The organism is Cupriavidus gilardii (assembly GCF_013347325.1).
Lineage (GTDB): Bacteria > Pseudomonadota > Gammaproteobacteria > Burkholderiales > Burkholderiaceae > Cupriavidus > Cupriavidus gilardii.
Genome location: NZ_CP054624.1, coordinates 19,886 through 40,280, shown reverse-complemented (window position 1 = coordinate 40,280; position 20,395 = coordinate 19,886). Strand labels below are relative to the sequence as shown.

14 protein-coding genes are annotated in these 20,395 nt (G+C 68.0%); 4 read left to right on the top strand and 10 right to left on the bottom strand.

The annotated features are described in order from the left end of the window. Positions 1-99: 99 nt before the first annotated feature. From FOB47_RS00155 to FOB47_RS00135, 5 genes are all read right to left on the bottom strand, one after another. Positions 100-1,014: a mechanosensitive ion channel family protein gene (locus tag FOB47_RS00155; RefSeq protein WP_244959234.1), complete on the bottom strand. Its 915-nt coding sequence runs from the start codon at positions 1,012-1,014 to the stop codon at positions 100-102. A gap of 37 nt (positions 1,015-1,051) precedes the next feature. Beyond that, positions 1,052-2,254, bottom strand: a complete 1,203-nt coding sequence (locus tag FOB47_RS00150) for an osmoprotectant NAGGN system M42 family peptidase (RefSeq protein WP_006577928.1) — start codon at positions 2,252-2,254, stop codon at positions 1,052-1,054. Between the two features lie 38 nt (positions 2,255-2,292). Next, positions 2,293-4,116 (bottom strand): N-acetylglutaminylglutamine synthetase, encoded by a 1,824-nt coding sequence (ngg, locus tag FOB47_RS00145; protein ID WP_244959233.1) that lies wholly within the window; start codon positions 4,114-4,116, stop codon positions 2,293-2,295. Between the two features lie 134 nt (positions 4,117-4,250). Beyond that, positions 4,251-6,032 (bottom strand): N-acetylglutaminylglutamine amidotransferase, encoded by a 1,782-nt coding sequence (locus tag FOB47_RS00140; protein ID WP_174779626.1) that lies wholly within the window; start codon positions 6,030-6,032, stop codon positions 4,251-4,253. Between the two features lie 356 nt (positions 6,033-6,388). Beyond that, positions 6,389-7,651, bottom strand: a complete 1,263-nt coding sequence (locus FOB47_RS00135; RefSeq protein WP_174779625.1) for an MFS transporter — start codon at positions 7,649-7,651, stop codon at positions 6,389-6,391. A 400-nt stretch (positions 7,652-8,051) separates the two neighbouring features. Here FOB47_RS00135 and FOB47_RS00130 point away from each other — a divergent pair, with 400 nt between their 5' ends. Then, entirely contained in the window at positions 8,052-10,244 is a 2,193-nt protein-coding gene (locus FOB47_RS00130) for a TonB-dependent receptor family protein (RefSeq protein ID WP_174779624.1), read from the top strand. A gap of 91 nt (positions 10,245-10,335) precedes the next feature. On the opposite strand, the gene FOB47_RS00125 is transcribed toward FOB47_RS00130, so the two are convergent. Together FOB47_RS00125 and FOB47_RS00120 are read right to left on the bottom strand one after the other, a co-directional pair. Beyond that, positions 10,336-11,910 (bottom strand): peptide chain release factor 3, encoded by a 1,575-nt coding sequence (locus FOB47_RS00125; protein ID WP_053824502.1) that lies wholly within the window; start codon positions 11,908-11,910, stop codon positions 10,336-10,338. A 170-nt stretch (positions 11,911-12,080) separates the two neighbouring features. Continuing rightward, positions 12,081-13,052, bottom strand: coding sequence for a YihY/virulence factor BrkB family protein (locus tag FOB47_RS00120; RefSeq protein WP_174779623.1), 972 nt, complete (start codon positions 13,050-13,052; stop codon positions 12,081-12,083). 276 nt (positions 13,053-13,328) lie between these two features. Between FOB47_RS00120 and FOB47_RS00115 the strand changes: the two genes are divergently transcribed. Then, complete coding sequence (locus tag FOB47_RS00115; RefSeq protein ID WP_244959232.1) at positions 13,329-13,511, top strand: hypothetical protein; 183 nt, start codon at positions 13,329-13,331, stop codon at positions 13,509-13,511. Between the two features lie 866 nt (positions 13,512-14,377). Beyond that, positions 14,378-14,737, top strand: coding sequence for a hypothetical protein (locus FOB47_RS00110; protein ID WP_174779622.1), 360 nt, complete (start codon positions 14,378-14,380; stop codon positions 14,735-14,737). 96 nt (positions 14,738-14,833) lie between these two features. Here FOB47_RS00110 and FOB47_RS00105 read toward each other — a convergent pair whose 3' ends face one another. The 3 genes from FOB47_RS00105 to FOB47_RS00095 all read right to left on the bottom strand — a co-directional run bounded on the left by FOB47_RS00105 (position 14,834) and on the right by FOB47_RS00095 (position 18,658). Continuing rightward, entirely contained in the window at positions 14,834-16,204 is a 1,371-nt protein-coding gene (locus FOB47_RS00105) for a sigma-54 dependent transcriptional regulator (protein ID WP_151022655.1), read from the bottom strand. Between the two features lie 125 nt (positions 16,205-16,329). Further along, positions 16,330-16,809 carry a hypothetical protein gene (locus FOB47_RS00100; RefSeq protein ID WP_244959231.1) on the bottom strand — a complete coding sequence of 160 codons (480 nt, stop codon included), beginning with the start codon at positions 16,807-16,809 and terminating at the stop codon, positions 16,330-16,332. A 529-nt stretch (positions 16,810-17,338) separates the two neighbouring features. Then, positions 17,339-18,658 carry an NCS2 family permease gene (locus tag FOB47_RS00095; protein ID WP_174780785.1) on the bottom strand — a complete coding sequence of 440 codons (1,320 nt, stop codon included), beginning with the start codon at positions 18,656-18,658 and terminating at the stop codon, positions 17,339-17,341. A 421-nt stretch (positions 18,659-19,079) separates the two neighbouring features. Here FOB47_RS00095 and FOB47_RS00090 point away from each other — a divergent pair, with 421 nt between their 5' ends. After that, positions 19,080-19,283, top strand: coding sequence for a cold-shock protein (locus tag FOB47_RS00090; RefSeq protein ID WP_006576725.1), 204 nt, complete (start codon positions 19,080-19,082; stop codon positions 19,281-19,283). Positions 19,284-20,395: the final 1,112 nt, after the last annotated feature.

Below are 20,395 nucleotides of genomic sequence, written 5' to 3'. Positions count from 1 at the left end.
CGCAAGCCGCTTGAAAAGCCACTGGGTCCCCGCCTGCGCGGGGACGACCATCACCTCGGCACGGCGTCGCGCGGCTGCCGGCGCCGTGGCGGCGGCACGCTACGCGCGCGGCACTGCGCCGCCGGCCGAAGGCTGCGGCGTATGGTGGAGCACCAGCGCGGTCTGCTCGCCATTGCCGCCATTGCCCGGCACACGCAGCTCCTGCACCGGCACCGCGATGTCGATGCCGACCGCCTGCAGCTCGCGCTTGACGCGCTCGTAGAACGCGAAGCGCAGGTTCCAGTAGTTGTCGTTCGAGGTCCAGCAGCGCAGGTTCAGCGTGACGCCCTCGCTGGTGAAGTTGACCACCATCGCCTCGGCCGCCGGCACCTCGAGCACGCGTTCGTCATCGGCCAGCATACGGCGCAGCACGCCCAGCGCGGTCTGCACGTCGGCGCCGAACGGCACCGTGACCTCGATATCGAGCCGGCGCGTCGGGTTCTCGCTGTAGTTGGTGATCGCGCTGCCCCAGATCTTGTTGTTCGGCACGCGCAGGCAGACGCCGTCGAAGGTGGTCAGCTCCGTCATGAACAGCCCGGTCTCGCGCACGGTGCCGGCGATGCCCTGGGCGTCGATGTACTGGCCGACGCGAAACGGCCGCAGCAGCACCAGCATGATGCCCGCGGCGATGTTCTGCAGCGTGCCCTGCAGCGCCAGCCCGATCGCCAGGCCCGCGGCGCCGAGCATCGCGATGATGCTGGCGGTCTGCACGCCGAACTGCGACAGCACCAGGATCACCGTGACCACGCGCACCACCCACTGCGTGACGCTGCCCAGCATCGGCCGCAGCGTCGCGTCGACATGCGGGCGGTCGAAGGCGTGCAGCACCGCGTTGCGCGCGCGTCCGCTGAGCCACCAGCCCACGATCAGGATCGCGAGCGCGGCGAGCACGTTCAGGCCCTGGTGCACCGCGAGCTGCAGCAGATAGGCCCAGGTGGCCTGCAGCTTGTCGGCGTCGATGAAATTCAGATCCATAAGGTTCATTCCGGAAGGGATGTCGTCAAGCGCGGCATCAGGACGCGCTGTCGCGGCGCGTATGCACCAGTTCGCCGGCATCGGGCAACGGCGTCTCGCTGCGCGTCAGCTGGCGCGGATCGAGCTGATGGGAGAAGCCGGCCACCGAGCCCATGCGGCGCTGGCGGTCCTCCGGCAGCGTCGGCCCGCTCTGGATATAGACGGTCAGCAGCTCGGCCAGATTGACCAGCACGTCCAGATGGGTCCGCTCGTAGCCATGCGAGGCATCGGCACCGAAGCACAGCAGCGCGGTGCGCACGTCATGGCCCGCGCTGACCGCCGCGCCGGCGTCCGAATGGTAGAAGCGGAACACGTCGCGATGGCTGGGAATGCCATGCTCGTCGCACAGCCGCAGCAGGCGCCGGGTCAGGTGATAGTCGTGCGGGCCGGCCGAATCCATCAGCGGAATCGTCACGCCTTCCTCGCGCGCGCCCTGCCCCGGCGCCACCGGGCCGATATCGATGCCGATCACCTCGCTGACGTCGTCCTCGATCACCGCGGTGGCGCCGGAGCCGACCTCCTCGGTCAGCGTGAATACGGCATGGCAGTCCATCGGCACCGAGGCGCCGCTCTCGCGCACGGCCTTCAGCGCGGCCAGCACCGCGGCGACGCCCGCCTTGTTGTCCAGATGCCGCGAGACGACATAGCCGTTGTCCAGGATCTCGGGGTTGGCATCGAAGGCGACGAAGTCGCCGACCTGGATGCCGAGCGTGCGCAGCTGCTCCGGCGTTGCCGCCGGCTCGTCGAGCCGCAGTTCGAGCTGATCCCAGTTGACCGGTTGCGTGTCCACCGCCTCGTTGTAGACGTGGCCCGAGGCCAGCAGCGGCAGCACCGAGCCGCGATGGCGGCCATGTTCGGTAAACAGCGTCACGCGGCCGCCTTCGGCCCAGCGGCTGGACCAGGTGCCGATCGGCGCCAGCGCCAGCCGGCCGTTGGGCTTGAGCTCGCGCACCATCGCGCCGAGCGTGTCCAGGTGCGCGACGATCGCGCAGTCGGGGCCCATGCCGCTGTTGGCACGATTGCCGCGCAGCGTCGCCCGGATGGTGCCGCGCCGGGTCAGCTGATAGGGGATGTCGAGCCCGTCCAGCACGTTGGCGGTGTAGTGGACGATCTCGTCGGTCAGCCCGGCCGGGCTGGGGATGGCGAGCAGCTCCAGCAGGGCGGTCTTCAGGTACAGCCGGTCGATCTTCAGTTTCTGCATGGATGGACGATGCCGGGCGCGACGCGCCCGGCAGGAATTCACGATGTAAAGGGGAACAACAGATCGACGAAGCGCTCGGCGGTCGGCTGCGGCTCGTGATTGGCCAGTCCCGGCCGCTCGTTCGCTTCGATGATCACGTACTCGGGCTGGTCGGCGGCCGGCACCAGGAAGTCAAGGCCGACCACCGGGATGCGCAGCGCGCGCGCCGCGGTCTGCGCGGCCTCGCGCAGCACCGGATGCAGCTGGGCGGTGACGTCGTGCAGCGTGCCGCCGGTATGCAGATTCGCGGTCTTGCGCACCGGCACCCGCTCTCCCGCGGCCAGCACCGATTGCAGCGTCAGCCCCTGCGCCGCGAGGCAGCGCTCGGTCTCGGCATCGAGCGGAATGCGGCTCTCGCCGCCGGTGGCCGCGCTGCGCCGCGCGCTGTGGCGCTCGATCAGCGTCTTCAGATCGGCCTGCCCATCGCCGACCACCTCGGCCGGCTTGCGGATCGCCGCGGCGACGACCTCGTAGCCGATCACCACGATGCGCAGGTCCTGGCCCGGGCAGAACGACTCGAGCAGCACGGTGCCGCCCTCGGCGTGCGCGGTCTCGATCGCGCTGCGCAGATGCTCCTCGGTGCGGACGTCGACGCTGATGCCGCGGCCCTGTTCGCCGAAAGCCGGCTTGACCACCACCGAGCCGTGCTCGGCGAGGAAGGCCAGGTTCTCGGCATCGGTGCCGATCTGGCGCTGCGCGGGCACCTTCAGGCCAACCTGCTCCAGCCGCTTGCGCGTCAGCGCCTTGTCCTGGCACCAGGTCATCGCCACCGCGCCGGTCAGCTCCGACAGCGACTCGCGGCACAGGATCTCGCGGCCGCCGTAGCGCAGGCTGAAGATGCCGGCATCGGCATCGATGATCTCGACGCCGATGCCACGCCGGCGCGCTTCCTTGACGATCAGCGCGGCATACGGATTGAGGTTGTCGCACTCGCTGGAGCCGGCGAACAGCGGCTCGTTGATCGCGTTCTTGTGCTTGACGACGAAACCGTCTACCTGCACGAAGCCGAGCTTGTGGTACAGGCCGATCGCATGCTGGTTGTCGTGCAGCACCGACAGGTCCAGGTGCTTGCGTCCGCGCGCGGCGAACAGCGCGATCAGCTCGCGCACCAGTGCCTGGCCGACGCCGGCCAGATGCGTCTGCGGATCGACCACCAGGCACCACAGGCTGCTGCCGCCGCGCTCGTCGCCGAAGGCCAGCAGATGGTCGACGCCCATCGCCGAGCCGATGATGTCGCCGGTCGATTCGTCCTCGGCGATCAGATAGACCACCGCGTCGTGGTCGCGCTGGCGCCAGACCGTGGCGGGATCGAGCGGCACCATGTGGCGCGAGGCGTAGAGGCGGTTGATCGCGGCGATATCGGCGCGGGTCGACAGGCGGCGGATCGTCACGCCGGCGGCGCCGGTCGCCACCGCGGCATCCCCGTCCTCCAGCGTGCGGCGGAACAGCAGCGACGGATCGAGGAACAGCGTCTGCGGCGCCTCGGCCAGCAGCAGCTGCGGCGCTTCGACATAGAGCGCGATATCGCGGCGGCCCGGCGCTTCCTGCTGCAGCTCGGCGGCCAGCCGCGCCGGCGATTCGAACGACGGCGCGAACATCAGCCGGCCCCAGCCGCAATCGAGCATCGCGTTCGGACGCGCGGACACCGGCGCGGGTGCCGGGCTTGGTTGCATGGCGGGATCCTGCTGCACCGGGGCGCCACCGGCATCGTGCATCACGGCGCGCGGCGCCTGCCCGGCGGGGCCGGCAGGCGCGCCGAGGTGGAGGGAATCGGCAAGCGCCGACGGCTTGGCCGGACGGACTTCCGCATTGACGGTCGACATTCGATCTTTCTCCTCGTTGTTGTCCGCGTTCTGGCTTCTGTCGTTGCCGACAAGGGACTGCGGCCGCGCGCGGCGGCCGTTGGCTTCATCGTCGGGTTGGGGGGCTGCCGGTTTGTCGCCAGTCATGGCCGGCCTCACAGGCCATGCGACTGCATCCACCCCTCGAGCAGCGCGACTTGCCACAGCTTCGAGCCCTTCAGCGGGGTGATGTGGGCGTCGGGATCCGCCAGCATCGACTCGACCACGCCGGGCCGGTACAGGCCGCGCCGGCGCGCCGCATCGCTGTCGACCAGGCCGCGCACGTACTCCAGGAAGGGGCCGCGCAGGTACTTCAGCGCCGGCACCGGGAAATAACCCTTCGGGCGGTCGATCACCTCGGCGGGAATCACCTGGCGCGCGGCTTCCTTCAGCACGTGCTTGCCGCCCGCGGCGATCTTGTGACGCGCCGGCATGCGCGCGGCCAGCTCGACCAGCCGGTGATCGAGGAAGGGCACGCGGGCCTCCAGCGCATGGGCCATCGTCATGTTGTCGACGCGCTTGACCGGGTCCTCGACCAGCATCACGGTGGTATCGAGCCGCAACGCGCGGTCGATCGCGCTGTCGGCACCGGGCATCGCGAAATGCGCCGCCAGGAAACGGCCGCTCGGATCGTCGGCCAGCCATTGGGGTGACAGCAGCTCGGCCATCTCCGACTGCGTGCGGTCGAAGAACACCTTGCGATAGGCCGCGACGCCGCCGTCGGCATCGGTATTGGCGGCCAGCGGCGGATACCAGTGATAGCCGCCGAACACCTCGTCGGCGCCCTGCCCGCTCTGCACCACGCGGCTGTGGCGCGCGACCGCCGCCGACAGCAGATAGAAGGCCACGCAGTCGTGGCTGACCATCGGCTCGCTCATCGCGTGGATCGCGTCGGGCAACGCGTCCAGCAGATCGGCCGCGGGAATCATCATCTTCTCGTGGCGCGTGCCGAAATGCCGCGCCACCAGATCGGAATAGTGGAACTCGTCGCCGGCCTCGCCGCCGGCGGCCTCGAAGCCGATCGCATAGGTGCGCAGGTCGGGCGTACCCGTTTCTGCGAGCAGTCCGGTGATCAGGCTGGAGTCGACGCCCCCCGACAGCAGCACGCCGACCGGCACGTCGGCGACGGTGCGCAGGCGCACCGCGTCCCGCAGCGCGGCCAGCGTCATGTCGCGCCATTCCTCGAACGAGCGTGCCTCGGCGGCGGCGTCGTGCACGAACTCGAGCCGCCACCAGGTACGGGTTTCGGTGCGGCCATCCGCATGCACGGTCATGTGCGTGGCCGGCGGCAGCTTGCGCACGCCTTGCACGATCGTATGCGGGGCCGGCACCACGGCGTGCAGCGTCAGATAGTGATGCAGCGCAACGGGGTCGAGCGCGGTATCGACATCGCCCCCGGCCAGCAGCGCCGGCAGCGTCGAGGCAAAGCGCAGGCGCCGCGCATCCTGGCTGTAATACAGCGGCTTGATGCCGAGACGGTCGCGCACCAGGTGCGTGATGCCGGTATCGCGCTCCCACAGCGCGAACGCGAACATGCCGGCCAGGCGATCGAGCGCCGCCGGGCCCCAGGCATGCCAGGCCTTGATGATGACCTCGGTGTCGCCGCTCGACGAGAAGGTGTAGCCGCGCGCGCTCAGTTCCTCGCGCAGCGCATGGTGGTTGTAGATCGCGCCGTTGAAGACGATGCCCATCCCCAGCGCGTTGTCGATGAAGGGCTGATGCGCGCGCTCGGACAGGTCCATGATCCGCAGGCGCCGATGCCCGAAGGCGCGCCGGCCGAGGCCGAACAGCCCCTCGCCGTCAGGCCCGCGCGCGGCCTGCACCCGCGCCATGTCGGCCACGGCGTGAAGGTCGGCCATCTGTTGATCGAAACGTATTTCTCCTGCGATACCGCACATCGATGGTCTGCTCCCTTGCCCGCAGGCGCGCGGGACCTCCTTGCTTATCGCACGGGGCGATGCCGGGGTCTGCCCGCGCTCATCCGACGCAATGTCGGAATTCGCCTACAGATAATCGAAATTGACAATATTTTCGGGACAGATCGATGGAGAAATGGTTTCCGTGAATATGTTGCCGGGGACGGCGCGAACGGGCGCGAGCCCTTGCTGGGCAAGGGCTGCAGCGGATTGAAAAAATATCGGGGAGAGTGCTGTAGGCGCCGCTTCCGTCCGCGGGGCGCCACGCAGAAACGGGTACGGGCCGGGGTGGGAAATCGGGGCGAAGTCCGCCCCGAGTCAGTCGGAATCAGCCGGATTCAGCTGGTCCCGGGGCTGTCGTGGAGCCTGTTGCGGTTCGCCAGCGCCGGGAACAGCCGCATCCACACGGCCACCACCACCAGCGTGCCGACGCCGCCCAGCAGCACCGCGCCAACCGGGCCCAGCCACGCCGCCGTGACGCCGGACTCGAATTCGCCGAGCTGATTCGAGGCGCCGATAAAGACCGAGTTGACCGCGCCGACCCGGCCACGCATGTCGTCCGGCGTATCGAGCTGGACCAGGGTCGAGCGCACCACCACGCTGATCATGTCCGAGGCACCCAGCACCACCAGCGCCAGCATCGACAACGGCAGCAACGTCGACAACCCGAAGCAGATCGTCGCCAGCCCGAACAGCGCCACCGCGCCGAACATCACGCGGCCCACCTTGCGCTCGAGCGGATGGCGGGCCAGCCAGATCGCGGTGGCCAGCGCGCCGATCGCCGGCGACGAGCGCAACAGGCCCAGGCCCCACGGACCGGTATGCAGGATGTCGCGGGCATAGATCGGCAGCAACGCGGTGGCGCCGCCAAGCAGTACCGCGAACAGGTCGAGCGAAATGGCGCCCAGCAGCACCGGCCGGCTGCGGATATAGGCAAACCCCGCGAACAGCGTGCTGATGCTGACCGGGGCCGTCAGCCGCTGCGGCCGCTGGCGCAGCCGCAGCAGCGTGATCAGCGTGGCGGCCGCCAGGAACAGCAGCGCGCCGATGCCGTAGACCACGCCGGGCCCGGCCACATAGGCGAAGCCGCCGAGCGCCGGGCCGACGATGATCGCCGTTTGCGTCGCCGAGCTCGACAGCGCGACCGCGCGCGGCAACTGGCGCGGCGTCACCACGCTGGGCAGCAGCGCCTGCAGCGTCGGGGTTTCGAAGGCGCGGGTCGCGCCGAGCAGCGCGACGAAGATGAAGATGTGTTCGTGCCGGACCCAGCCGGCCAGACTGGCCGCCGCCATGCCGAGGGCGATCGCGGCTTCGGTCAGCTGGCAGATGCGGACGATCTGGCGGCGGTCGAAGCGGTCGGCCACGTGGCCGGACATCAGCAGCAGCACCACCGACGGCAGGAACTGCACCAGGCCGACCAGCCCAAGCATCAGCGCATCGCCGGTCAGGTCGTACATCTGCCACCCCACCGCCACGGTCAGGATCTGATACCCGATCGTCGTACAGAGACGGGCGCACCAGAACATGCGGAAACCGGGGTCGCGGAAGACCGAATCCGGATCGGAGGCGGCCGGGGTCGTGCTGGCAGGGGCGGAAGGCATGGCGGGAGAGAGAAGCGGCGCCGCCTTGTGCGGTGACGGCTGCCGGGACAGCGGGAGGCCGGCGTGGGGCGCCCATGGGTTGCCCATGGCTCGCTACGCCGGCAAGCCGCAATTCTAGCGGAGCGGCGCCATGCGCGCTCGACGCTACATGTCCCTTCCGGCAGCGCGGTGTCGGGCCGGTGTCGGGCCGGTGTCGGGCCGGTGTGGGCGGTGTTGGCCTCCTGCAACGTCGACCATGACAGCGAGGCAGATTTGCGGCGCTTGAGAATGCTTCGCATTTATAATCCGCCGCTTCTCGGGTGACGCCGACGCCGTGATGCCGCCCATCAGGTCACGTGTCGGTCATCGCGCCGTCTCGCGAACCCGATGCCGCTTTCCCGCCTTTCTTCAGGATCCGATCTTGCAAGCCGCCTTCCGCCTGACCGCCGCAGCCGCCGGCGTCGCCCTGCTGTGCCTGTCGTCCTCGGCCCGTGCCGCCGAGCCCGTGGTGACCGCCCAGGCTTCGCCGCAAGCTCAGGCGCAACCTCAGGCGCAGGCCGCTCCGGCGGCCGCGGACGCCGACAAGACGCTGAGCACGGTCACCGTGGTCGGCAACTGGCTGGACCAGCCGAACGAGACCAAGGTGCTGGAGCATCCCGGTGCGCGCTCGATCGCCGACCGGCGCACCATCGAGGAAAGCGGCGCGACCAACGTGCGCGAGGTGCTGCGCCGGATGCCGGGCGTACAGGTGCAGGACAGCAACGGCACCGGCGGCAGCGACATCTCGCTGAATGTCGGCGTGCGCGGTCTGGCCTCGCGGCTGTCGCCGCGCTCGACCGTGCTGCTCGACGGCATTCCGCTGGCGGTCGCGCCCTACGGTCAGCCCCAGTTGTCGATGGCCCCGCTGTCGATGGGCAATATCGACACCATCGACGTGGTGCGCGGCGCCGGCTCGGTGCGCTATGGCCCGCAGAACGTCGGCGGCATCATCAATTTCGTGACCCGGCCGATTCCGCAGTCCTTCGCCGCGCAGGCCTCGGTGGAAACCGAGATCGCCACGCACGGCGGCAACGTCAAGACCATGCCCAGCCTCTTCATCGGCGGCACCAACGACAACGGCCTGGGCGGCGCGCTGATGTATTCGGGCGTGCATGGCGACGGCTATCGCCGCGGCAACGACCGCGTCGATATCGACGACCTGATGCTCAAGGGCTCGTACCGGATTTCCAGCACGGACCAGATCACCGCGAGCTACCACTACTACGAGGCGCTGGCCGACATGCCGGGCGGGCTGACGGCCGCGCAGTACGCCGCCGATCCGTTCCAGTCGGTGCGGCCGTACGACACCTTCGCCGGCCGCCGCAACGATGTCTCGCTGAAGTACTCGCACCAGGACAACAACCGCAAGTTCGAGGTGCTGACGTACTACACCGACAGCTTCCGCGGCAGCCAGATCGAAAGCGAGAGCGCCGGCCGCCGCCGGCTGGGATCGTTCCCGCGGCACTATCACACCTTCGCGGTCGAGCCGCGCTACTCGCAGCTGTTCCGCGGCGCCAACGTCAGCCACGAGGTCAGTGTCGGCTACCGTTACCTGCGCGAGTCGAGCGACGAGCAGGCATCGCGCACGGCCTTCTACACGCCCGGCACCGTCGATCCGACCACGATCGCCTCGCCGATGTACCAGTGGCGCAGCGGCGGCACCACGGCCAACGCGGTCTACATCGACGACACCATCAACGTCGGCAACTGGACCATCACGCCGGGCCTGCGCTACGAGATGATCCGCTCCAACGTGACCGATCATTTCACGCAGCGCCGCACCGACATCAAGTCGGACGAGCCGCTGCCCTCGCTGGCCGTGATGTACCACGTCAGCGACAACTGGAAGCTGTTCGGCAATGCCGGCGTCTCGTTCGGCCCGCTGCAGTACTTCCAGATCGCGCAGACCACCAATGGCCTGGCGCCGGAAAAGGCCAAGACGTACGAGCTGGGCACGCACTTCAACGCCAACGGGTGGGGCGGCGAGCTGACGCTGTTCAACATCGACTTCGACGACGAGCTGCAGCTGCGCGGCGGCACGATGGGCAGCCCGGACGCCTGGACCAATCTCGGCGCGACGCGCCACCGCGGCGTCGAGAGTTCGCTGCGCTACGACTTCGGCACGCTGTCGAAGACGCTGGCCGGGCTGTCGGCCTATGCCGGCTATACCTATACCGAGGCGACCTACAACCACGGCACCTTCGCCGGCCGCGACCTGCCGTTCTACTCGCGCCATGTGGCCACGGCGGGCGTGCGCTACAGCCGCAACCGCTGGACGCTGAACGTCGATGGCTTCGCGCAATCGCGCCAGCATTCGCCGGGCGACCCGACCGACGGCACGCCGTACCGGACCGAGGAGAGCGCCAACGGCGCGCTGGGCGACATCCCCGGCTACGCGCTGGTGCACATGCGCCTGGGCTACGACTTCGGCAAGTCGATGTCGAATCTGAAGGTGGCGGTGGGCGTCAAGAACCTGTTCGATCGCCGCTATTTCACGCGCTCGACCGACAACAACCTGGGCAAGTACGTCGGCATGCCGCGCACGTTCTACGTGCAGGCGACGCTGGCGTTCTGACGGCGCGACCCGGAGGCCGCGCCTGCCGCCTCCGGATCGAAGCGAGGCCCTTGGGCCCCCGCCTGCGCGGGGATCACGTACTGGACGCGCTTCAGACGATCTCGCGCGTTTCCATGAACTGCAGGTTCGGGAAGCGCTCCTGCGTCAGCCGCAGGTTGACCATGCTGGGTGCCAGATAGACGTGGTCGCCGGCGCCGTCCAGCGCGACGTTGTGGCCGGCCTTCTCGATCAGCTTCTCGATCTCGGCCGGGTCGCCCTTGAGCCAGCGCGCGGTCGCGCACTCGTGCGATTCGAAGATCGCGTCGACGCCGTACTCGTGCTCGAGCCGGTGCGCCACCACGTCGAACTGCAGGATGCCGACCGCGCCGAGCACCAGCTCGTTCGAGGCGATCGGGCGGAACATCTGCGTCGCGCCTTCCTCGGCCAGCTGCTGCAGGCCCTTCTGCAGCTGCTTGACCTTCAGCGGGTTGTTCAGCCGCGCACGGCGGAAAAATTCCGGCGCGAACGACGGAATGCCGGTGAACTTCAGCGGCTCGCCTTCGGTGAAGACATCGCCCAGCCGGATCGTGCCGTGATTGGGCACGCCGATGATGTCGCCGGCGTAGGCCTCCTCGGTGGTGTTGCGATCCTGCGCCATGAAGGTGATCGCATTGTTGATGGCCACCGTCTTGCCCGCCGACACGTGCAGCAGCTTCATGCCGCGCGTGAAGCGTCCCGAACAGACCCGCACGAACGCAATGCGGTCGCGGTGGCGCGGGTCCATGTTCGCCTGGATCTTGAACACGAAGCCGCTGAACTTCGCTTCCTCCGGCTGCACCGTGCGGCTGTCGGTCGCGCGCGGCTGCGGCGGCGGCGACAGATCGCACAGCGCGTCCAGCAGCGACTGCACGCCGAAGTTGTTGATCGCCGAGCCGAAATAGACCGGGGTCTGCTTGCCGGCGAGGAAGGCGGCCTTGTCGAAGGCGTGCGAGGCGCCGCGCACCAGTTCGATCTCGATGCGCAATTCCTCGGCCTGCGAGCCGAGCACGCGATCGAGCTCGGGGTTGTCGAGCCCGTCCAGGATCGCGGCCGTGCCCTTGTCGCCGTGCGGATCGAACAGCTGCACCTTGTCGTCGATCAGGTGGTAGACGCCGCGGAACGACTTGCCCATGCCGATCGGCCAGGTCATCGGCGCGCACTGGATCTTCAGCACGTCCTCGATCTCGTCGAGCAGTTCGATCGGCGAGCGCCCTTCGCGGTCCAGCTTGTTGATGAAGGTCAGGATCGGCGTATCGCGCAGCCGGCAGACGTTCAGCAGCTTGATCGTCTGCGCCTCGACGCCATTGACCGAGTCGATCACCATCACGGCCGAGTCGACCGCGGTCAGCGTGCGGTAGGTGTCCTCCGAGAAGTCCTCGTGGCCCGGGGTGTCGAGCAGGTTGACGATGTGCTCGCGGTAGGGGAACTGCATCACCGACGAGGTCACCGAGATGCCGCGCTGCTTTTCCAGCTCCATCCAGTCGGAGGTCGCGTGGCGGTCGGCCTTGCGCGCGCGCACCTCGCCGGCGACCTGGATCGCGCCGCCGAACCACAGCAGCTTTTCCGTCAGCGTGGTCTTGCCGGCGTCGGGGTGGGAAATGATGGCAAAGGTGCGACGACGCGCAATTTCGGATACGAGCGAGCTCACGGTAGGACGTTCGGATGGCAGGCGGATGGATCGGGACCCGGCGGGGCGCGGCGGGGCGCGGCAGGAGCGCGAGGCCAGGCCAATCGCGCCGCGCCTGGTGTCGCGGTCCGCGGCGGCCGGCTTGGGATCGGCTGTCGCGGCGGGGCGCCCGAGGGGAATGGGCCGTTATTCTACCGGTTCCCGGCGCCGACCGGTTCCGGCGCCTCGCCGCGGCGCTGCCGCTCGCGCAGGCTGCCGAACTGCAGCGCGTACTGATGGGTCAGTTCGGCGCCGAAGAAGAAGATCTGGGCCGAGTAGTACACCCACAGCATCAGCGCCACCACCGACCCGGCCGCGCCATACGAGGACGCCACCGCGCTGTTGCCCAGGTAGATGCCGATCAGGCGCTTGCCGATCGAGAACAGCACCGCGGTGATGATCGCGCCCATCGTCACGTCGCGCCAGGTCACGCGCACGCGCGGCAGCATCTTGAACACCACCGCGAACAGCACGCTGACCACGATGAACGAGAAGCCGCTGGAGATCGTCGTGGCCACTGGCGCGAGCCACGACTCGAACCACATGCCGTCCCAGAAGCGTTGCACCACCGCAATCGCCGCGTTGACCACCAGCGAGACCAGCAGCATCAGAGCCAGTACCAGCACCAGTCCGAACGACAGCAGCCGCGTGCGGACGAGCGCGCGCCAGCCGCTGGCCGGCGTCGCGTCGGCCTCCCAGATGTCGTCCAGGCTCGCCTTCAGTTCGGCGAAGGCGCTGGTCGCGCCGACGATCAGGATGCCGGTGGCGATCAGCGCCGCCATGCCGCTGCCGCCGGCGCGATGCGTGGCGGCGAGGATCTGCTGGATCGCCGCCGCGCCCTGGGTGCCAAGCAGGCCCTCGAGCTGCGCGAAAATCTCGCCGCGCGCCGCTTCCGCGCCGAAGAACAGCCCCGCGATCGAGATCACCAGCACCAGGATCGGCGCCAGCGAGAACAGCATGTAGAACGAGAGCGCGGCGCCCTTGCTGGCAGCGCGGTGGGCGAACCAGGACTGCACGGCGGCGGTCACCACCATGGCGGTGCGGCGCAGCGTATAGCGGTCGGGCAGCATGCGGGCGAGGCCGCGCCGGCGGCCATTGCGGTGCTCGGGGTCGGGTTGGAACATCGGCAAGACGGCGCTCCCTGGCTTGGTCGGTGGGCTGAAGTCCGGATGGGCTGGGGTCCTGCAACCGCCGGCCCGGACGGGCCAGGCGGGGCAGCGTTCAGGATACCCCGCCTCGCGCCTGTGCCCAAGCCGGTGCCGGCGGCCGGGCCGGCGGGGGCAACTGCTAGAGTGAATGCAGGCGGCGCGCCGTTGCCGTGACGCAGCGGCCTTCCGTCCGCCCTTGTGTCTCGCCCTTGTGTCTGTCTGTTGTCCGCCCTCTCTCCATCAGGAGGTACCGTGATCCGTCTTCCGACCGCATCCTTGCGCACCGTCCGACTCGGCACGCTGGCGCTGGGCATTGCCACGATGCTCGCGAGCGCCGGCTGCGACCGCAGCCAGCCCGGCCCCAAGCCGATTTCGGGCGACGCACCGGCAGCCGAGACCGCGCCATCGACTCATCCGCCGGTCCGCAAGGAATGACCCAGGCACGGCCGCGGCCCGAGGGGCGTACCCGTTTCTGCGGGCGGCGCCGTGGCCCCAGGATCCGTCCGTGTGTGCGATCGGCGTGTGCCCGGATGCCCTGCATGCGCCCCGGCGTGTCGGATCCGCACGCACGCGCACGGGCCGCGCGCCGTTAAGCCGCTGCAACCTGCGAGCCACGGTCGGCGGAAGCGCCGTCCGATCGCGCCACTTCCGCCGTTTTGGGGAGCCCTTCCCAGCGCTGCCTGCCGCGGCTTCATCCGAACTTCCTCCTTCGGACGGATGTCGGCGCCGGTGCCGTTGTGCCCGCCCGCCGCGAGCCACCGTGCAGGCGTTGGCAGCGAGTCCGGGGGCGGAAACACTGCGCGGGCTGTCGGCGCCACCCGGGTTTCAGGGCCGCAACAGATTGGGACCGGCCGGGCCGCGCCGGCCGAGCGCGCCGCCGCCGCGATCCCGCAAATCGAGCCGGAACAGGGGCCGCGGCGTCCTGGCATGCTTGTCGCAACAGTCCCCCAAAGAGCCAGGATCCACGCTTCAGCCACGGGAGAGCGCCCCACCATGCGTCACCCTCCAGCACGCATGACGGCACGCCGCCGCGCCCAACGTCCGGCGCGCGCCGCGCCGTCGGTATTGCAACTGCTGTCGCCCCCGTTATTGCCCGCGCCGCGGTTGCCGCATCGGGCGACATCGTCGTTCTGCCTGGAGTCCAACCGCGTCCTGCCAGTCGCGGCCTTCCGCAGCCGGACGCGGCGCTAGCCGCCTTCCCGTGGGTTGTCGGCGGCATGATGCCGCCCGCCGGTCGTCTGTCCGCGCGCCGCACCGCGCACCGGCGGCACGTCCGGCATCCGGACAGGGAGGAGAGAGAAATGAAAATCAGACTTTGCGCATTGGCTGCGATGGCTATCCTCTGTACCAGCGCCGCGGCCGGCAGCTTCAGCCATCTGGACCGGTCCGACGATGCCGAGATCCATAGCCATACGGCACTGAGCAACGATATCTACGTCAGGGGCTTCGGCCTGTCGTTGGGCGTGCTTGGCGCCGGCGCGGAGGACGGCGAGGGCCTGCCGCCCGGCCGGCAGGCCGCGGTGGAAGACGACGGCAGCATGCGACAGGCCGCGCGCATGCCGATCGATCTGCTGGCGGCGTCGGGCGACTCGGTCGGCTACGGCGGCGGCCTTGGCTCCGGATGCTGGAAGCCTGCGTCGTCGCTGGCGCCGCGGCGCTGAAACGGCACGGAACGGCGCTGCCCGGCTGCCCGCGTCGCCATCAAAAAGGGCCGACGCATCGTCGGCCCTGGCGGTTGCCGCGGTCGCGATGCGCGGCTACTCCGCGTGGCTGGACTGCCCTTCGACGCGGATATTGTGCTTGTGCATCAGCCGGTAGAGCGTGACGCGCGACACGTTGAGCTCGCGCGCGGCGGGCACCACGTGAAAGCCGTGGCTCGCCATCACCGAGCGGATCGCCTCGCGCTCGGCCTCTTCGCGGATCGCGTCGAGGGTCTTGCGCGGCGCGTCGCTGTTGCCATGCAACTGCAGGTCCTCGGCCGTGATCTTGCGATTGTCGGTCATCACGATCGCGCGCCGCACCCGGTTGATCAGTTCGCGCACATTGCCCGGCCAGCCGTACTGCATCATCGCCTGCGTCGCGCACGGCGAGAAACCGCGTATGCGCCGATGGGCCTCGTGGCCATGCTCGGCGAGCACCGCGTTGGCCAGCAGCAGGATATCCTCGCCGCGCTCGCGCAGCGGCGGGATCGACAGCGTCAGCACGCACAGCCGGTGGAACAGGTCCGAACGGAAGCGCCCCTCGGCCTGCGCCGCGACCAGGTCCACGTGCGTGGCCGAGATGATGCGCAGATCCAGCGGAATCGATTGATGGCCGCCCAGCCGCGTGATCATGCCCTGCTGCAGGAAGCGCAGCAGCGCGACCTGGCTCTCCAGCGGCAGGTCGCCGATCTCGTCGAGGAACAGCGTGCCGCCCTGCGCCTGTTCGATCCAGCCGATCTTGCGCTGGTTGGCGCCGGTGAAGGCGCCCTTCTCGTAGCCGAACAGCTCGGACTGCACCAGGTGCGGCGGAATCGCGCCGCAGTTGATCGCCACGAACGGCCCCTTGCGCCGGTTCGACGCTTCGTGGATCGCCTGCGCGGCCAGTTCCTTGCCGGTACCGGACTCGCCCGAGATGAACACCGGGGCATCGTTGTGCGCGACCTTGGACAGCGAGCGGAACATCGCGCGCATCGCCGCGCATTCGCCGATCATCTTGCCCTGCACCGCCGTGTCGGGCCCGCGCGCGGCGTGCAGGGCAGCCATGCCATGCGCATGCTTGAGCGTATAGGCGAGCTCGTTGTACGAGAACGGCACGCGCACATAGTCGACGCAATAGTCGCGGATCAGACGCCGCACGCGTTCGTCCTCGAGGCGCTGCGCCGATGTGATCGCAACCCACATCACGTGCAGGCATTGCAGGCTCTGCTCGAGCAGCGCGATCTCGGCATCGGTGTATTCGGTCTCCAGGTCGAGCACGCCGGCCATCGGCCCGCTGCCGCGAACGACCCGCGGCAGGTCGCGCAACTGGTGGTGGTGGCGGATCTCCCAACCGGGCCCGAACTGGCTCGCATCGATGCCGAAGTTCTGCTGTCGTGACACCACCAGGACCTGCGCGGCCCGCGATGGCGGCTTGCTGAGTCGGTCCATCCCGTTCTCCCGCGCGTTTGGCGTGGCCGCGTGCCTGACCGTCTCGCCGCGCCGGCTGGCGGACGGGATCGGGCTGCGGTCCTGTGGTAAGCGGTGCGCCTGCGCACCCATGTGCGGGGCCGCCATTACACGCTCGAAACGCTGTGGGGAGGCAGATCGAACATCGCGGTCGGCGTCGTGCCGCTGCGCAGCTGTTCGCGGATGGTCCGGCGCATGCTGTCGCGCTCGCGCATCAGGCGGTCGCTGGGGTCATGCAGGGTCTGGCCGGAATAACGGTGATAGAGGGCCTGATAGGTCAGCACGTTGACGATCCATTCCTCGCGCTGGGCGCGCAGGCGGGCGACGTCGGCTTCGAGCTGGCGGTGGCGTTGCAACAGGCCCTGGACGGCCTGCCGTATGGCCGGCGGCACGCTGTCGTCGGCCGCGAGCACGGCGGCGACGGCATCGGCGATCAATTCGTCGCGATGCTCGCGATGGGACTGGCTGGGATCGTGATCGGGTTTGGCGCTGGCGACATCGGCCAGATGGCTCCAGGCACGGGCAATCGAAGGCGTGGCGGATCGAGTCGGCTCGAGAACGGGCCGATGGACTTCTCCTGCGGTCATGATTCTTCCCCGTTGAACAACATCCCCCGGCACTACACGTTCGCGATTACCACTTGTTCCGCTTATTGTTCCGGCACGCTTGGCGCATGCTCTCGTCGTGGAGGCGAAGCCGCCTGGCGGCGGTCTGTCTGTACGTCCGCTGCAGCGGATCGAATGGGTCTGCGTCGCGCCACTGGCGCACTCCGTTTCCCGGAGTCAACAAGGGGCGCCTCGAAGCGCCCCCGGAATATGCCTCTAGTTCAGTGCATTTGGCTTCGTTTGTCTAGCCCCCGCGTGGGGCATGCCCCCAAAATCATCCTTCGGTATGACGGTAACAAGGGAGACCGGCCATGGCCCTTGAGGTAAATAAGCACTTACCTTGTACGCAGAAACGGGTACGCGCCGCCCGCTCTGCCAAGCCCGGCGGTACGCAGAAACGGGTACGGTTCGGTGAGATTGCAGCGAAAATTCGAACGTTCCCGATACATCGAGAGCGATGGGCAAGAAAAAGGGCGGCCCTGGCCGCCCTGTCCGTCAAACACGGCTGCGGTCAATGACCGGGCAGATAGTAGAACTTGAAGACGAACACCGCGGCGATGATCCACACCATGACCGGCACGTCCTTGGCGCGGCCGGTCAGCAGCTTCAGGCCCGCATAGGTCACAAAGCCGAAGGCCACGCCGTTGGCAACCGAATAGGTGAACGGCATGCCGAGCGCCGTCAGCACGGCCGGCACCACCTCGGTCGCGTCGTTCCAGTCGATCTCGACCAGCTCGCGCAGCATCAGGCAGGACACATACAGCAGCGCCGGCGCGGTCGCGTAGGCGGGCACGGTGCCGGCCAGCGGCGCAATGAACAGGCAGGCCAGGAACAGCACGGCCACGGTCACCGCCGTCAGGCCGGTGCGGCCGCCGGCCTGCACGCCCGAGGCGCTTTCGATATAGGCGGTGGTCGACGAGGTGCCGAGGAAGGAGCCGGCCATGATCGCGGTGCTGTCCGCCATCAGCGCCTTGTTCAGCCGATCCATCTTGCCGGCCTTCAGCAGGCCGGCACGGTTGGCCACGCCCATCAGCGTGCCGGTCGCGTCGAACAGCTCGACCAGGAAGAACACCAGCACCACGTTGATGATGCCGATCGACAACGCGGCGGTGATGTCGAGCTTGAACAGGGTCGGATCGATCGACGGCGGGGCCGACACGATGCCGTGGAAGGTATTGCCGCCGAAGGCGAAGCTCAGCAGCGTGGTCAGCAGGATGCCGATCAGGATCGCGCCCTTCACCTTGAGGCGGTCGAGCGCGACGATCGCGAGGAAGCCGACGATGGCCAGCACCGCCGAGGGCTGATGCAGGTCGCCGAGCGTGACCAGCGTGGCGGGGCTGGCCGTGACGATGCCGGCGTTCTTCAGCGCGACGATGGCAAGAAACAGCCCGATGCCGGCGGTGATCGCCACGCGGATCGAATGCGGGATGCCGTTGACGATCATCTCTCGCACGCGCAGCAGCGTGACCAGCAGGAACAGACAGCCGGAGATGAACACCGCGCCGAGCGCGGCTTCCCATGGCAGTCCCATGCCCTTGACCACCGTGTAGGCGAAATAGGCGTTCAGGCCCATGCCCGGCGCCATCGCGATCGGATAGTTGGCATAGAAACCCATGATCAGCGTACCGAGTGCCGCGGCCACGCAGGTGGCGACGAACACCGCGTCCTTCGGCATGCCCGCATCGCCGAGGATGGTCGGGTTGACGAAGATGATGTACGCCATCGTCAGGAAGGTGGTGACGCCGGCCAGTATCTCGGTGCGCACGTCGGTCTGGTGCTCGCGCAGCCTGAACAGGCGTTCGAGCGGGGAACGGCGCGACGGCGCGGCCATGGCGGGTGTGTCGTTGGGTTCGGAAAGGGGTTCGGGCATCGACATGCTGTGTCTCCTGTATCGTTTTGTCCCGTCTCTCGCAAAAGGCAAGAGCCTCCCCATGCATGAGCCAGGGAGGCACACGTAATGTCTTACACTTTTGTATACAGGTGCGCCGATACGGACAAATAGACTGTATGCAAAATGGGTGATGATCGCACGAGGGCACTCGCGTGATCTAGCCTGCAGCAGGGGAACACCGCGCTTGACGTGGGCTCCGATCCCCCGTATAAAGCGCGCTAGATTCAAGCGACGAGGCAACAGCACATTCGTTAGCCACCGTCATGGTACTTCGGTTGTCCATGGTGTCCTTTCCTTGAGTTGCTCTGCCGGAAGCGCCGCGCGCCTCCGTTTTTTAATTTTTTTTAGGAAATGCAAGACCATGAAAACCGGTATCGTCAAATGGTTTAACGACGCCAAGGGTTTCGGTTTCATCAAGCCGGACGAAGGCGGTGATGATCTGTTCGCCCACTTCTCGGAAATCCAGGGCTCTGGATTCAAGTCGCTGCAAGAAAACCAGCGCGTTTCGTTCGAAGTGAAGAACGGCCCGAAGGGCCTGCAAGCAGCGAACATCACCCCGCTGTAAGCATCGCGCTCCTCGCCTTCGCGGCGAGAGGACGCTGAAAGCCCCGCCCCGTGCGGGGCTTTTTGTTTTTGCGGCTGGCTGGTCTGCTCAGCCGCTCCTTCCCCTGTCCTCCCCTTCCCTTCCCGCCCCGTGACCCACGTGTTGCCGGAACGGAGCGACGCGCATCCGGCAAGCCGACCGCCGCAGAAACGGGTACGGAATCGCGCTGCATCGTCCGCAGAATCGGGTACGGCTTCCCGATGCACGGCCGTCCTCCGCGTATCGACGGCCGCAGAAACGGGTACGCAATGCCGGTCCTGGCTAAGGCTCGGAACGCGCAGAAACGGGTACGCGGCCGCAGGTTCTGGTTACCGATCGGCCGGCCTCGCGCGGCGGCGCACGCAGAAACGGGTACGGTCGGAGCGATTTTTTACTTGGGACGCAGAAACAGGTACGGCTTGTTGCGTCCGCTTGCTACCGCCCGACACGCGGCTGCCTGCCGCAGAAACGGGTACGCGGAAGGAGCGCCTGATTCCCCGCCTTGATGCGCAGAAACGGGTACGCGTTGGCTGATGGCTTCCTGCGGGATCGCTGGCCGGTGCGGATGCTTGCCGCAGAAATGGGTATGCTGGCGATCGCGGCAGGGTCCTGCGGCCACATATGTTTGCGAGTACCCGCTTTTTGTTTGACGTACGTATACGTGGATCTTTGGTTTCAGGAGCGCCTTCCGCCGGCCGTGGAGGCTCGCAGAAACAGGTACGTTCCCGTCCGCATGACCCCCGTTTCGGTACGCAGAAGTAGGTACGCTTTTCGGAAACCGCGCCGGCCCGAACAGCTCGCAGAACTGGGTACGCCGCAGAAACAGGTACGGGGGAGCCGCGGCGACGATCGTGCCGGGCTCACGCAGAAACGGGTACGCAATCGGCGAGAACCGGGCTCGAGCACCATGAACGTGCTTCAGGAGTCACGTATATGGTCTTTCCGCACGGGAGGCGCCTTGATTGCGGCGCAGAAACGGGTACGCCAGATGTCGGACCCGCTGTGGATAAGCCTGTGCAATGCCGAAGTTATCCCCGCAGAAAACGGTTCGGCCCTTGCGCTGAAACGGGTTCGCGTATACGCAGATTCGGGTT

Coding starts and splice junctions, on each gene's coding strand:
- FOB47_RS00100 (WP_244959231.1), bottom strand. CDS start 16,809: ATGACCGCAGGAGAAGTCCATCGGCCCGTTCTCGAGCCGACTCGATCC.
- FOB47_RS00110 (WP_174779622.1), top strand. CDS start 14,378: ATGAAAATCAGACTTTGCGCATTGGCTGCGATGGCTATCCTCTGTACC.
- FOB47_RS00155 (WP_244959234.1), bottom strand. CDS start 1,014: ATGGATCTGAATTTCATCGACGCCGACAAGCTGCAGGCCACCTGGGCC.
- FOB47_RS00150 (WP_006577928.1), bottom strand. CDS start 2,254: ATGCAGAAACTGAAGATCGACCGGCTGTACCTGAAGACCGCCCTGCTG.
- ngg (WP_244959233.1), bottom strand. CDS start 4,116: ATGTCGACCGTCAATGCGGAAGTCCGTCCGGCCAAGCCGTCGGCGCTT.
- FOB47_RS00090 (WP_006576725.1), top strand. CDS start 19,080: ATGAAAACCGGTATCGTCAAATGGTTTAACGACGCCAAGGGTTTCGGT.
- FOB47_RS00135 (WP_174779625.1), bottom strand. CDS start 7,651: ATGCCTTCCGCCCCTGCCAGCACGACCCCGGCCGCCTCCGATCCGGAT.
- FOB47_RS00120 (WP_174779623.1), bottom strand. CDS start 13,052: ATGTTCCAACCCGACCCCGAGCACCGCAATGGCCGCCGGCGCGGCCTC.
- FOB47_RS00095 (WP_174780785.1), bottom strand. CDS start 18,658: ATGGCCGCGCCGTCGCGCCGTTCCCCGCTCGAACGCCTGTTCAGGCTG.
- FOB47_RS00140 (WP_174779626.1), bottom strand. CDS start 6,032: ATGTGCGGTATCGCAGGAGAAATACGTTTCGATCAACAGATGGCCGAC.
- FOB47_RS00105 (WP_151022655.1), bottom strand. CDS start 16,204: ATGGACCGACTCAGCAAGCCGCCATCGCGGGCCGCGCAGGTCCTGGTG.